We start from the raw sequence: 13,875 nt of genomic DNA on the forward strand, positions 1-13,875 counted from the left end.
GTCTCGGCCAACCAGCTTAATCTGGCCGCTCATGACCTCAGCAACGTTAGCGGCAACCTGACTCAGACCGGCAGCGGCGACAGCGCCATTCTCCTCGCTGGCAACCTCGACAACACCAGCGGCCGCATCGCCAGCAACGGCAACAACCTCACGCTCGGCGCGCAAACGCTCACCAACAGCAACGGCACCATCGAACACGTCGGCACCGGTACGCTCGCCATCACCGCTACCACGCTCAATGGCACGCACGGCAATATCGGCAGCAACGGGCTGTTGAATCTGACCGCGCAAACGGCAACGCTCGACAGCGGCAGCACCGTTGCCCAGCAGCTGCAAGTGAACACCGCCACCTTGTCGAATCGCGGCGGCAGCCTGATCCAGAGCGGCACCGGCGCGACCCAGATCACCGCGACGACGGCGCTGGACAACGTCGGTGGCACGCTGGCCAGCAACGGCGCGACGACGTTAACGGTCGGTACGCTGACCAACCAGGGCGGCACGATCCAATCGACCGGCACGGCCGACCTGACCGTGCACGCCACCGGCAATATCGACAACAGCGCCCAAGGCAAAGTAAGCGCGGGCGGCAACGGCGTGATCACCGCTGCCAGCCTGAACAACACCCACGGCCAGCTCACCGCCAGCAATGGCCTGCAAGTCACCACCACCAACGCCATCGACAACAGTAGCGGCACGCTCGCCGCCAATCAGGCCGTCACCCTGAATGCTGGCGACCTCACAAATACCTCCGGCGACGTGCACGGCCACGGCGTCACTGCCACCTTGACCGGCCAGCTGAGCAACACCCAAGGCCAGATCAACAGTAGCGGCGACCTGACCGTCAACACTGCCACCGGCATCAGCAACAGCGGTACGCTGTACGCCCACGGCAATGCCAATCTCGGCACCCAAGGCAACGTCGACAATAGCGGCGTGATCGCTGCAGCTGGCAACACCACGCTCAACGCCACAGGTGCGACCAGCCAGATCACCAGCCACAGTGGCGCGATTCTTGGTGCTGGGGTGCAGACCGATGGCTCGCTCGGCAGCACGGGCAACCTCACTGTTTCGGCGACCAAGACCGTCACCGCCCAAGGCCAGAATCTGGCCGGTGGCGATCTGAGCCTGCAAGGCAGCAGCCTCGATCTCAGCAGCAGCCAGACTGGTGCACACAACGTCACGCTGACTGCCACCAGCGGCGATGTGGATGCCAACCACGCCGCCGTCTCCGCCAGCCAGACCCTGACCGCCACCGCCGCGCAAACGCTGCGCACGGATAGCGCCCACGTCTCGGCCAACCAGCTCAACCTCACCGCCCACGATGTGAGCAATGCGGGCGGTAGCCTGATCCAGACCGGCAGCGGCGCGACCACCATCACGCCAGTTGGCAACCTCGATAACCACGGCGGCGTCATTGCCACCGCCGGCGCGTTGACGCTCGCCGGTACGACGATCGACAACAGCAGCCAGGGTCAGATTCAGGCTGCGCGCGTCCAGCTCTCCGGCACCGACCTCAACAACGCCAGCGGTGCGATCGTGCAGACCGGTACGCAAAGCAGCAGCTTTGCCCTGACCGGCCAGCTCAACAACACCGGCGGCCGCATCGGCAGCAACGGCCAAGACCTGACGCTGACCGCAGCGCAGATTCTGAACAACCAAGGCACGATTGCGCACTCCGGCACCGGCACGCTCACGCTGGGTGATGCAAACAGCCCGGCCGCCATCGACAACACGCAAGGGCAGATCGGCAGCAACGGCAACATCCGCCTGAATGCCAGCACGCTCGGCAATGCCGGCGGGCAAGTCGTCGCCAGCAACGGCAATCTGGATATTCACGCCACGCAGAACATCAGCAACGTTGGCGGCACCCTGGCGGCCGGCCATGCGCTCTCGCTGGTGGGCAGCGGTGCACTGAACAATCAAGATGGCGACATCGAAGGCAGCAGCCTGACGCTGGACGCGGCCAGCTTGAGCAATGCCGGCGCGGGCCGTGTGCTGGCGCTGAATGGCGATGCGCAACTGACCGTGCACGGCACGCTCGCCAACGCCGGCACGATTGGCGGCAAGGGCGTCGTCAACGTGCAAGCGGTCGAGCTGGATAACAGCGGCGCACTCAGCAGCACGCACGAACTCACCGTCGGCGCCGGGCGCATCGTCAACAGCGGCACGCTGGTCAGCGATACCACGCTCACCCTGAATGCCCAGAACGACATCACCAACGATCACGGCAAAGCGCAGGGTGCCCAAGTCGTGCTCGCGGCCAACAGTCTGAGCAACGCGGGCGGGCAGATCGTGCAGACCGGCAGTGCCGACGACGCGTGGACATTCAGCGGCGGCGTAAATAATCAGAGCGGCGTGATCAGCAGCAACGCCCACAACCTGACCCTGTCCGCCGCGCAGGTGCAAAACAACGCCGGCCATATCGACCACGTTGGCACCGGCACGCTAAATATCACCGCCGGCGCGATCGACAATACCGGTGGTGCGATCGGTGGCAACGGCGATGTCACCCTCGCCACCAATACCCTGACCAATACCGCCGGCCAGGTCACGGCGCAGAACAACCTGAATGCCGCCGTCGCATCCACACTGACCAACACCGGGGGCAGTCTGTCCGCCGTGCATGGCGCGATCAACATCACCGGCAATAGCGCCGTCGACAACACCGGCGGCACGATCGAAGCCGCTACCACGCTCGCGCTGAATGCACGCACGCTGACCAATGCAACCAGTAATGGCAACGGCGGGCGCATCGATGCCCTCGCAGGCAACGCCACGGTCTCGACCACGGATCGGATCGATAACAGCGGCCTGATCGGCAGCAATGCCGATGTCACTCTGACCACCACCCACCTGAGCAATAGCGGCACGCTCAGCGCAGCTCACTCGCTGGCCCTGACCGCCCAAGATGTGACCAACAGTGGTCAAGTGTTGGGGAACGACATCAACGCCCAACTGACAGCCAGCCTCAACAACGCGGGCGGTACCTTCAGCGCCGGCAACAGCCTGACCGTCAACGCGGCGTCCATCACCAACACTGGCGGCACGCTCAGCAATTCCGGCACGGGCCTGACCCAAGTCACCACCAGCGGCACGCTCGACAACACGCAGGGCTTGATCGGCGGCAACGGCAATGTGCAAGTGAGTGCAGCACAGCTCACCAATGCCCAAGGCAAGTTGATTGCGGGCGGCACACTGGCCGCCACCAGCAGCGGCTTGCTCGACAACAGCGCCGGCACGATCAATGCCACCGGCGATATCACGCTGACGGCCAACCAGTTCACCAACACCAACGGCCATCTGGATACCCGCGGCAATGTCACGCTCGCGATCAGCCAGCTGGGCAACAGCAGCGGCAACATCACCGCCAATGGCGATGTCGCGTTCAATGCCACCTCGTCGTCGCTCTCCAACCTGCTGGGGGATTTGGGCGCGGTTGCGGCCGGCAATAACCTCACCCTCAATCTGCAAGGCGATGTGCAGTTTGGCGCATCCAACTGGACGGCCAATCATGGCCTGACCGTCAAAACCAATGGCGCTTTCAGTAACTACGGCAAATTGGGCGCGGTCGGCGTGTTCGAGCTGGATTCCACCTCGTTCTATAACGCCAGCAATGCGCAGCTGTCCGGCAACCAAGGGCTGGTGCTCAACACCACGGGTGGCATCACCAACGACGGCGTGCTGTTCGGCGATACGGTGCAGATCAACGCTGCCAGCCTCACCAACAACAACGCCATCTACGGCGGCGATGTGTCCGCCACCGCGAACACCCTCGTCAACCAGAACGGCGCGGTGATCGCCGCCGGGCGCTCGCTGCAGCTGTACGGCAGCAACATCAGTAATACCGGCGGATCGACGATGTACAGCGTGGGCAACCTCACGCTGGCCGGCTTGAGCGGGGCCAACGCGGCTACCGTGCTCAACCAGTCGTCCACCATTCAGGGCGACGGCAATGTGTCGATCTACGCCGACCACCTCGATAACAAGCGGACGGTGCTGAATGTCGTGACCACGACACTGCCGACCCAAACCACCACCACGAATCTGGGCACCACGGTTGTATCCATCAATAGCGGGCTTGGAGAACGGGATACCACCACCACGCAGATCACAACGACCGACATCACCCAGACCGCGTTGGTGGGGCAGGACAGCCCGGCCGCGCAAATTCTGGCCGGCGGCAACCTGCTGCTGACCGGGTCGGTGAACAACGATGCCAGCCTGATCAGCGCTGGCGGCCAGTTCCTGTTCAACGCCAATATTGTCACCAACACCAGCTACAACCTTGGTCAGGTGCAGACCGACACGGTGGTGCAGCATCAGGTCATTACCGTGCATGCCTGCGGTGCCAACAACGGCGGCTGCGGCAGCACGACCTCCACCACGGACAGTGCACCGGTCACGACGACGACCACTACCAGTACCGGTGGCTACAGCGCCATTCTCAGTGCCGGGCAATCGATCAATGGGAATGCCACCTCGATCAATAACGTGACCGTGGGCCTCGCGCCCAACGCCACCAATGGCACCACCGTCAGCGTCGGCGGCAAGGTGACCTACACCTCGACCACCGTCGGCACGCCGGCCGATCTGGCCGCCGCGACCAGCTCATTGCCGCTGGTGGGCACCGGCACGGGCACCGTGGGCCAGACTGCGGCGAACGCGCACGCGCCAACGTTGGTTTCCGCCAACACGACCGCTGCCGCAACGACGACCAGCATCGCCGCGGCTGCCGCCCAGCCGCAAGCCAATATTGGCCCTGAGCTGGGCCCGTCGCCCACCAGCAACGTCGCCAGCGCCAGCACGATCAATTCAGTCATGGCCGCGCCCTCAGCCCGGCCAACGGACTTGGCCGCAGTGGTGGGGCCGACCCTCCCAAGCGCCACAACCAGCGCCACAGTGACCACCGCTGTCAGCCACGATGCCGCCGTGGGGCCGACGGATATTGCCGCTGCGCAAGGCACCGCCGTATCCAACACGATGAGTAGCGCCAGCCCCATCAAGGCCGTGCGGGCCAACGCCTTGCTTGCTGCGGACGACCTGCCGCAAACGCCAGAACTGGCGCTGCCGACGCGCACCTCGGTCACCACCCCCACCGTAAGCCGCATCGGCCCGACCGTATCCCGTTCGCTGGCCTCGCTGTCCTTCGCCGTCGGCCCGGCGGGCCTGCACTTCCAGCTGCCGACGTCCGCGCTGTTCCACATCAACACCGGGCCGAACCAGCGCTATCTGGTCGAGACCGATCCGCGCTTCACGCAGTACAGCAACTTCATCAGCAGCGACTACATGCTGCAGCTGATGAAGCTCGACCCGGCCACGGCGCAGAAACGGCTCGGCGACGCCTTCTATGAAAACCAGCTCATCACCGACCAGATCGGCCAGCTGACCGGCAAGCGCTTCCTCGACGGCTACGCCAGCCAAGAGGCGGAATATCGCGCCCTGATGAACGCCGGGGCGGCCTATGGGCAGCAGTTCAACCTGCGGCCGGGCGTGTCTCTCACCGCCGCGCAAATGGCCAGCCTGACCACCGACATGGTCTGGCTGGAAAGCCGCAACATCGACGGTCAGGACGTACTGGTGCCGGTGGTGTATCTCGCCAACGTCACCCAAGCGGCGATGCAAACCGGGCTGGCGCAGATCAACGCCAAATCCATCGACCTGACGGTGCAGAACGGCCTGACCAATAGCGGCCTGATCACCACCCAGGCCGGTACGAAGATCACCGCCGGGCAGATCAGCAACCTGGGCGGCAGCATCACCAGCCAGGGCGATCTGAAACTGGCCGCCAGCGCCGGCGACCTGCTCAATCAGGCCGGCACGCTGTCCGGCAAGAACGTCACGCTGTCGGCCACCGGCAATCTGCTCGACCTGAGCCAGGCCGTTACCGCCAATGCCAATCAAAGCGCTGATCCCAATGCCATCCGCCTTGCCAGCATCAAGGCCGACGGCAATCTCATCATGCAAGCCGGCCAAGACCTGACCGTGACTGCCGGCCAGATCAGCGCCACCGGCGATGCCAGCCTGCACGCCGCCCGCAATCTCACGCTCGATACCCTTGCCACCAGCAGTACCACTACCCAGCTCGGCACCAACCTGAACAACGGCTGGTTTGCCCACGACGGCACCGTCAGCACCGCCAGCCAGACCACGCAGCATGTCACCGGCCTGAACATCGGCGGCAACACGGTGCTCACGGCGGGGCAGGATGCGACCCTGACCGGCGCGCAAGTCCAGTCCGCCCAGAAAATCACCCTCGCCGCTGGCGGCAATGTGACCGTGCAAGCCGCGCTGGAGAAGACCAGCAGCGACGTGCAAAACGGCGACCGTTACCACGCCGCCCAAAGCGATGACCATCTGCTGGGCAGCACGCTGCATGCCGGCACCGATCTGATCGTGGCCGCCGGGCAGAACGGCGACGCCACCAAGCCGGGCAACCTGACGATCACCAGCAGCAACGTCACCAGCGACAAGGGACCGGTGCAGCTGGTCGCCACCGGCAATGTGGTGCTGGGCACGCAGACCGAAACGCACACCACCTTCCTGGAAACCCGCAAGGACATCGGCGGCATCCTCAGCAGCGGCGAAAGCCATGACCGCAACACCTCCACCACCACGCTGGCCATTGGCAGCACCGTCAGCGGCGACAGCGTCGTGGTCACCGCCGGCAAAGACTTGACCGTGACCGGTAGCGGTATTGCGGCCAGCAAGGATTTGGCACTCACCGCTGGCAACCAGCTCACCATTCAGGCCGCCACCAATACGGAAACCACCAGCCATCTGCACGAAGAGCATCAATCGGGCCTGACGGGGATGAGCCTGACCCAGATCAGCATCGGCACCCGTTCCGAGAAGGACACCGCCGACACGGCCGGCACCACGCAAAGCCAAAGCCGCAGCACCGTGGGCAGTGTGGGCGGCAACGTCACCCTCGTGGCCGGCAAGGATGTGAACGTGCTGGGCAGCGATCTGATTGTCGGCCAAGCCAAGAATGACCTTACCGGTGCAACCGGCAACCTGCTGCTGCAGGGCCAGAACGTCCACATCGATTCGGGCGCTGATTCCCAGCAATCCAAAAACACCTATGAAAGCCGTCAGGTCGGCATTACCGCTACCTTAGGCGGGGTGGCAGGCCAGTTCGTGCAAGCAGCCGAGCAGGCCACCAAGGCGCAAGAGCAAGGTGACGATCGCCTCACCGCGCTCTACGCCACCAAGGCCGGCCTCACCGCTTACAACGCCGTGACCGGCCCGGCGACAGCGGGCGGTGTGCCGTCCTCGATGTTCAAAGTCAGCGTCAGCGTTGGGGCCAGCAGCAGTAGCAGCGACAGCACCAGCCAGACGCTGGTGCACCAGGGCAGCACCCTCACCGCTGGTAATGACGTCCATCTGATCGCCACCGGCAGTGGCAGCAAGGATGCCCAAGGGAATGCCACCGATGGCGACCTGATCGCCCGTGGCGTGCAGATCAGCGGCAAAAACGTCTCCGTCTCGGCAGCCCGCGACATCGATCTGCTCAGCGCCACGGATACCGCCAAGACCGATAGCCACAATGACAGCAGCAGCGCCAGCATCGGTGTCGGCTTTAGCATGGGGGGGCAGCAGAACGGCTTTACGCTCGAACTCGCCGCCGCCAAGGCCAATGGCTTCTCCAATGGCAACGGCACCACCAACCAGAATTCGCAAATCACCGCCACCGACACCCTCACGCTGCAAAGCGGCCGCGATGCCAACCTGATCGGCGCGCAAGCGCGTGGCAACAAGGTCGAAACCGACATCGGCCGTGACCTCAACGTGATCAGCCTGCAAGACACCGACACCTACCGCGCCAAGCAAGACAGCAGCGGCTTCAACGCCAGCGTCTGCGTGCCGCCGTTCTGCTACGGCACCACTGTCAGCGCCAGCGTCAGTGTCGGCAAGGGCAAGACCAACAGCGACTACCAGTCGGTCGGTCAGCAAACCGGCCTCTATGCCGGCAGCGACGGCTACGACATCAAGGTCAAAAACAACACCAACCTCACTGGTGCTGTGATCGCCAGCGCTGCCGATGCCAGCAAGAACAGCCTCAGCACTGGCACGCTCACCACCGGCAACCTGCAAAACCACGCAGAGTACGACAGCAGCAATACCAACATCAGCCTCTCGGCCAACATCGGCACCAGCGCGGTGAACGCCGTCGCCCCGAGCTTGACCAGCAACCTGACGGACAACCTCACCGCCAACCTCGCCAACCTGAGCAAACCCAAACTGAGCGGCGACGCCGACGGCACCACCAAGAGCGCCATCAGCGCCGGTACCGTCACCATCACCGACGATGCCAAACAAAAAGAACTCACCGGCAAGAACGCCACCGACACCGTCGCCAGCCTGAACCGGGACACCGCCAGTGCCAACGGCAACATCGGCAAGATCTTCGACCTGAAGACGATCCAGCGCGAACAGGAAGTGCAAACGGCGCTGGCGAGCGTGGCGCAGGAAGTGCAGGTGACGATGAACAACCTGGCGAGCAAGGCGGATGCGAAGAACCAACTTGCCAAAGACAAGGAAACCCAGGCGCTTGACCCATCACTCACCGCCGACCAGCGTACCCAGTTGATTAACGATGCTGCGCAACTGAAACAAGACGCCGCCGCCTGGGCACCGGGCGGCACCAATCGGCAGATCGTCACTGCCGTGCTGGCTGCGGCCACCAGCGACCCGATGGGCAGCGCCGGCCAACTGGTACGTGACGCCGCCGTCAGCTACCTCCAACAGCAGACCGTAGCCCAAGTCAAAACCATTGCCGACGCCTATCTGGACGCACAAGGTCATCCCACCGCGACCAGCGAAGCCATGCGTACGGCCCTGCAAACCATCGTTGGCTGCGCCGGTGCGGCGGCCAGCAGCCAACATAACTGCGGCGATGGCGCAACGGGCGCGGCCGCCAGCGTGGTGATCAACAACTTGCTGGATAAGGTGAGCGACACCGATGCCGAGCACATGACCGCCGCCGAGAAGGAACAGCGTATTCAGTTGGTGCAGGCATTGGCGGGTGGCATTGCGGTGGCAGCAAAGAGCAAGAATATTGCGACGGTGGTCAATTCGGCGCAGATGGAGACCGAGAACAATGCGCTCGCGATGAAGGCTGCGGATTTGATGAAGAGTGCACGCAGCTGCTCGGGCAGCACCGGTGCGGCTCAATCCAGCTGCTTCAATGGCGCGATCGACCAGGCGAAGAAAGACAGCAAGGTCACCAACGCCCGCTTGGCAGCGGCCTGCACAGGGCCGGAAGCCGACCTGACGTCCTGCAAAGCCCAGCTGACCCAGATCGAAACGGGCAACCTCTACCTGACCGAAAGCCTTATCTACGCCAAGACACCGGAACAGGAAGCGGCGTTGATCCAGCTGGCCAAGGCGCAAGTGACCGACGTCGCTAACCTGAGGAGCCAAATCAATACATTGGAGAACAACGCCGACGCTTGGGATCACGCCTTTGCAGGGGCGACGCAGCAGATGCTGGATGTGACCAATTCGTTGCTGATCAGTCATGGGTTGAAGACGATTGAGCCGCCGACGGTGACGCCGACACGCAAGACCACTTTGAATGATAATTTGAAGCCAGATCAGCCGGAATTAACGGCGAGCTTCTCAACTGGTCAGCTTGATAAGAAGTTCAAACATGCAGATGATTTTGGTGTAATTACTACTAAGAAGAACCCAGATACGCTGGCTCAATATCAAGCGGCGCTGGAAAAGCATTTAAATGATCCAACAACTCAGCCCAAAGGAACTTATGGATTTGTTCCAGATTCGGTTGTCTATTTCAATCCGAATACCAATAATGTTGTTGTTTTGAAAAGCACAGGGGAGTTTGTTACCGGGTGGAAGCTTGATCCACAATCTGCGCAGTACCAAAATTTCATTAAAAATGGGGTGCTTAGATGAGCCAAGATCTATTGATTTTCGTAAAAAATTATCTAACTGAGGGGGGGGACCCCGGTGAGTTTGTGGATAACTATGCCGGAAGGTGGAAAAAAGAACGTGACAACGGCTTGGGGGGGCAAGACAACGAAACATTGAGTGAGGTGTTGTCTACTATCTTTTGTTTGGCGGATTTGTTTAACCCAGAAGAGGATCGTGAGGACTACGAGATTGACGAGGCAGAGTTAAGAAAAAAAATGGAAGAAGTACTGAGTGAGGCTAGATTTCTTTAATTTATTTTTTTGCCGATGCCGGAATTGTGAAGCGCTTCAAAGTGAGGGAGTTATGCATTTTCAGTTAAATTAGACTGTGCAGCTTCTAGATGACCTATCAGACGAAGATCTCAAAAGGGGATTCAATAATTCCCCGGGAGAAAAGTAATGGAAAGCTTGGACGTAGAAACTTGTAAAAAAATAGGCCAGCTTCTATACGACTCGGCACCGGATGAGGCCAAGCAGGTCATCATGAGAGCAGAACTTTCTTTGGAGGGGGATGCTTGTCGATTCGAGTATGACTACGTGGATGCGGAAGGAAAGATTGCGTGGTTTTCCCCCGAGAAAGGCCTGACTGCTCATAAACTAGGGGAGCTTTTGGTTGAACACCGTGCTTTTTTTATTTCTCAAAATCAACCACCGTGGAAGTACTGCGAGTTCACGTTGGATGTTGAAAAGAGCAAGTTCTCGATTCAGCTTTCATACGATTAAGCAGAAGCTCGCTCCAGATGCATGTCTGCAGAAAAAATCGCCTTCTCTCGTGGTTGGTTTTCGTGATTTAGCGAATAACTGTTCCTAATAAAAAAATGGGTTTAGACGAAAAACTATATCAAGAAATTGCGCAGGTGCTTGTAAACGTAGCACCTGAAGATGCTGAGCAAATTTTTGTCAGGGCCGAGCTTTCTGCTGAGGATGACCACTGCAAGTTTGAGTTTGATTATTCAGATCAGGCGGGAAATATTAAATGGTTTACTGGCGGAGGTAAGGCAAATTCGCAACTGTTGGAGTTGCTGGTGCAGTTGCGGAAATTTTGGATTTCTCAAGGGCAGTCAAAGTGGAAGGGGTGCGAAATAAAATTCGATGTAAATAAATCGAAGATACAAATGAATTTTAAGTTTGACTGACCATCGCCTACCTTCCGCATGCTTTAGGAGAGAAATAAGATGGATTCTAGAGATGTTGAAATTTGCAGAGTTATAGGCCAAGAACTTTATAACGCCTCACCTGATGGGGCGGTAAAGATCATCATGCGAGCAGAGTTGTCTTTAGAGGAGGATGCCTGCCGGTTTGAGTATGATTACTTGAACAATAGCGGTGTTGTGGGATGGTTCTTGCCGAAAAATGGGATGACCGATCAAAAAATTAGAGAATTACTGGTTCAGCACAGGGATTTTTTTGTTTCCCAGAGTCAACCGCCTTGGAAGTCATGCGAATTCACGTTGGATGTTGAAAAGGGCAAGTTCTCGATTCAGCTTTCATATGATTGAATGTGTAAATTCATTGAGTTGGGTTTCCGGTTTGGGTAGCGGAAGTGCAGTGATTTAGGGGCGCAAATGCGCCCCTTTCTTATTTTTATCCACTATTTCAAGAAACCCAAAAGGCCAACGTTTTATAAAGCGCTGGCCCAACACCATCAAATCTAACGCCGATTCGTTATCCGATCTGTGTTCTGCTTGACCCCAAGTCGCTGCACCGTCTCGAAGCGGGTTGTATCCAGCCCGAAATGCCATTCCTCAGCCAAATACGCGCCAGCCCTTGCCAGATGATGCAGATGAGATTCCGGCTCCGCCATGCCAATCATTGCGCGGAACACGCTACCCAATTGGGCAATGTGATCCAGGCTGAGATCGGCGAGGTGGTTGAAATCGTTGACGGTCAGCTTGGGCGGAATGGGCGCTCCGTGTAGATCAGCCATGCCGCCCCCCAATGCGCACATAACGCGTGCTGAGTGAGACGGTTAAGCGATCAGAGTGCGGCGGTGATGCCTGCATTGCCGTGTAGTGTCGCTCTGCCAGCCGGCGTCCATCTCGTGCCAATTGGTAGCCAACGCTGCGCTGGTCGATCAGGGAAGTGAGGATGGCAAAAATCTGGTCAAGCTCCGCAAAGCCGTCACGAGCTTGCGTGATGAGATGACCGGGGTCGGGTGGTGCGGGAGTACTGTGTTGCTTGTTGGGCATGGATGCCTCCTATGCAGCTACACAATCAAACCTGCGGCTCCGAGACCAATCGGAGGTGGCAGGCGCTAGGCGGAGTTGGTCTTACCGGTGCATAGGAAACCGGCGCGTCCGAAGACGCCACCGTCTAGGCCCGCCGTTGAGGACGCACCAAGGGTGTGGACGGACAAAAAAAGACCGCTCTGCAGCGGTTGTCCGCCTATGCAATATCCAGGAGACCAATCCCAGGTCGCGTAACCAAACGCGACCGGGCAAAAATACCCTAGCCACACTGGGAGGGTCAAGAACGTTTGCCTTCCAAGCGCCAAGCCAACGCGGTAACAATATGCCGATCACTATCCTGTTTTCGCCACCGAACCCCCGATGACCCCTGTAAACAAACGCACTCGGTTCATTGCTGCTCTCAAAGCGCTACCGGTTCATATGCAAGAGCGCCTGCAGGCACTGAAGGCCGATGGCGAAGCGCTTAGGCAACGGCCCGACCTGCTCTGGTATCTGCTGCTTCAATGTGCAGCCACGCGCGAAAACGCGCGTTACTGGGCAGGATTGTGCGATGCCCCCGAATTACTTCATTCCGTTTCATACGCCATACTCACTCAGCTTGATGCCGCGTCCCGCGCAGCCCATCTGCTCAGCGTACTGCGCAAGGCGAAGATTCGGTTACGGGGTGAGCAAACCGTTCAACTGGCGGTTAACGTCAGCCGTATTACTGAGTTAGGGGGTGTTGAAGCGGCGACAACGCACATGCTGAATTTGCCCACGCGAGACGAGAAATATGAATTCATGTGTTCGTTTCACGGTATTGGCCCCAAGTATGCGCGGAAGGTGTGGATGGATATCCATGACCCCGCTTTCCGAGATACCTTCGCCGTGGATTTGCGCTTGAAGCGGGTCGCGGTGGCGCTCGGCTTCTCAGATTGCAGAGAGGGCAGCTATCAGCAAGCCGAGCTGTTTTACCACGCCATTGCGCAAGAGGCCGCGCTGGAACCGTGGGAGCTTGATCGCTTGCTGTACCATTTTACCAATCACTTCCTCGGTGAGATTGAAGGCCGGCCGTGGGTTGCGCGGGGCCTGGGCACAAGTAGGCACATTGAGCGAACGACTTAGAGCTCATCCTCGTTCACACCCTCTTGCCAGACCACGCGTCCCTCGTTCGGGTCGTAGACCGCCTGCGTGCGTTGCACGATGGGCGGGCGCGGGCCGGTGTAACGGGACGGGGTGAGCGCATACCGCCCGGCCGCCGGGCCGTGGGCCGGCGTGATTTCCCGCAGGTAGCCAGCCAGCGCCAGCGCATGCAGGTATTTGCGCGCCGTGATCAGGCTAACCGGCACTTGCTCGGTGCTGGCCTGTGCGGCCAGTTCACTGGCGGTAAAGTCGCGGATGATGCGCATGGTTCGCCACATCTGTTCGCGGTGCAGGCCGGTATTGACCGCCCGGCCTGTGCGATCCACGCGGGGCGCTTCGACGCCGTTGTCGCGGACCAGCAGGTAGGTGGATGGGGCGAAGCGTTCCACGGGCGGCTTTTCCAGATAGCCCGCCTTGACCAAGCCTTGAATGTATTTGCGGATGGACTCGCCGTCGATATTGGTTTTGAACGACAGGTCGTCCATGGTGAATTCGCGCAGCTTGCGCATTTGCTCCCACAGTCGCTGCCGTGGGCCTTTGCCGCCGGGGCGTTCGAGGTGAACCGGCTTGCGCATTACACCCTCCGCTTCGGCGCTTCGCCGGTATAGAGCGGGCGCTTGCCCCACGTG

9 protein-coding genes are annotated in these 13,875 nt (G+C 60.1%); 6 read left to right on the plus strand and 3 right to left on the minus strand.

What is annotated here, in order from left to right:
* The 5 genes from BR41_RS21015 to BR41_RS21035 all read left to right on the plus strand — a co-directional run.
* Positions 1-9,918, plus strand: a 9,918-nt coding sequence (locus tag BR41_RS21015; RefSeq protein ID WP_035061206.1) for a hemagglutinin repeat-containing protein, incomplete at its 5' end; no start/stop codon positions are given.
* On the plus strand, positions 9,915-10,187 hold the full coding sequence (locus BR41_RS21020) for a colicin immunity domain-containing protein (RefSeq protein WP_035061207.1): 273 nt from the start codon (positions 9,915-9,917) through the stop codon (positions 10,185-10,187). The genes BR41_RS21015 and BR41_RS21020, both read left to right, overlap by 4 nt.
* A gap of 147 nt (positions 10,188-10,334) precedes the next feature.
* On the plus strand, positions 10,335-10,658 hold the full coding sequence (locus tag BR41_RS21025; protein ID WP_035061210.1) for a hypothetical protein: 324 nt from the start codon (positions 10,335-10,337) through the stop codon (positions 10,656-10,658).
* A 95-nt stretch (positions 10,659-10,753) separates the two neighbouring features.
* Positions 10,754-11,071: a hypothetical protein gene (locus BR41_RS21030; protein ID WP_035061213.1), complete on the plus strand. Its 318-nt coding sequence runs from the start codon at positions 10,754-10,756 to the stop codon at positions 11,069-11,071.
* Between the two features lie 39 nt (positions 11,072-11,110).
* The gene (locus BR41_RS21035; protein ID WP_035061215.1) at positions 11,111-11,434 is read left to right on the plus strand and encodes an antitoxin YezG family protein; all 324 of its coding nucleotides are present in this window, start codon (positions 11,111-11,113) and stop codon (positions 11,432-11,434) included.
* Positions 11,435-11,586: 152 nt separating this feature from the next.
* Here BR41_RS21035 and BR41_RS21040 read toward each other — a convergent pair whose 3' ends face one another.
* Both BR41_RS21040 and BR41_RS24425 read right to left on the minus strand, forming a co-directional pair.
* A complete protein-coding gene (locus tag BR41_RS21040) occupies positions 11,587-11,862 on the minus strand; it encodes a hypothetical protein (RefSeq protein ID WP_156970843.1) in 276 nt (91 codons plus the stop codon).
* The gene (locus BR41_RS24425; protein ID WP_156970844.1) at positions 11,855-12,124 is read right to left on the minus strand and encodes a hypothetical protein; all 270 of its coding nucleotides are present in this window, start codon (positions 12,122-12,124) and stop codon (positions 11,855-11,857) included. The genes BR41_RS21040 and BR41_RS24425 overlap by 8 nt, the downstream gene beginning before the upstream one ends.
* Before the next feature lie 360 nt (positions 12,125-12,484).
* Here BR41_RS24425 and BR41_RS21045 point away from each other — a divergent pair, with 360 nt between their 5' ends.
* A complete protein-coding gene (locus tag BR41_RS21045) occupies positions 12,485-13,228 on the plus strand; it encodes a hypothetical protein (protein WP_035061221.1) in 744 nt (247 codons plus the stop codon).
* Here the strand turns inward: BR41_RS21045 and BR41_RS21050 are convergent.
* On the minus strand, positions 13,225-13,821 hold the full coding sequence (locus BR41_RS21050) for a hypothetical protein (protein WP_035061224.1): 597 nt from the start codon (positions 13,819-13,821) through the stop codon (positions 13,225-13,227). The genes BR41_RS21045 and BR41_RS21050 overlap by 4 nt on opposite strands.
* Positions 13,822-13,875: the final 54 nt, after the last annotated feature.

The organism is Andreprevotia chitinilytica DSM 18519 (assembly GCF_000711875.1).
Lineage (GTDB): Bacteria > Pseudomonadota > Gammaproteobacteria > Burkholderiales > Chitinibacteraceae > Andreprevotia > Andreprevotia chitinilytica.

Excerpts from the sequence above, each read along its gene's own strand:
- BR41_RS21035 (WP_035061215.1), top strand. The coding sequence starts at position 11,111 with ATGGATTCTAGAGATGTTGAAATTTGCAGAGTTATAGGCCAAGAACTT.
- BR41_RS21050 (WP_035061224.1), bottom strand. The coding sequence starts at position 13,821 with ATGCGCAAGCCGGTTCACCTCGAACGCCCCGGCGGCAAAGGCCCACGG.
- BR41_RS21020 (WP_035061207.1), top strand. The coding sequence starts at position 9,915 with ATGAGCCAAGATCTATTGATTTTCGTAAAAAATTATCTAACTGAGGGG.
- BR41_RS24425 (WP_156970844.1), bottom strand. The coding sequence starts at position 12,124 with ATGCCCAACAAGCAACACAGTACTCCCGCACCACCCGACCCCGGTCAT.
- BR41_RS21025 (WP_035061210.1), top strand. The coding sequence starts at position 10,335 with ATGGAAAGCTTGGACGTAGAAACTTGTAAAAAAATAGGCCAGCTTCTA.
- BR41_RS21030 (WP_035061213.1), top strand. The coding sequence starts at position 10,754 with ATGGGTTTAGACGAAAAACTATATCAAGAAATTGCGCAGGTGCTTGTA.
- BR41_RS21040 (WP_156970843.1), bottom strand. The coding sequence starts at position 11,862 with ATGGCTGATCTACACGGAGCGCCCATTCCGCCCAAGCTGACCGTCAAC.
- BR41_RS21045 (WP_035061221.1), top strand. The coding sequence starts at position 12,485 with ATGACCCCTGTAAACAAACGCACTCGGTTCATTGCTGCTCTCAAAGCG.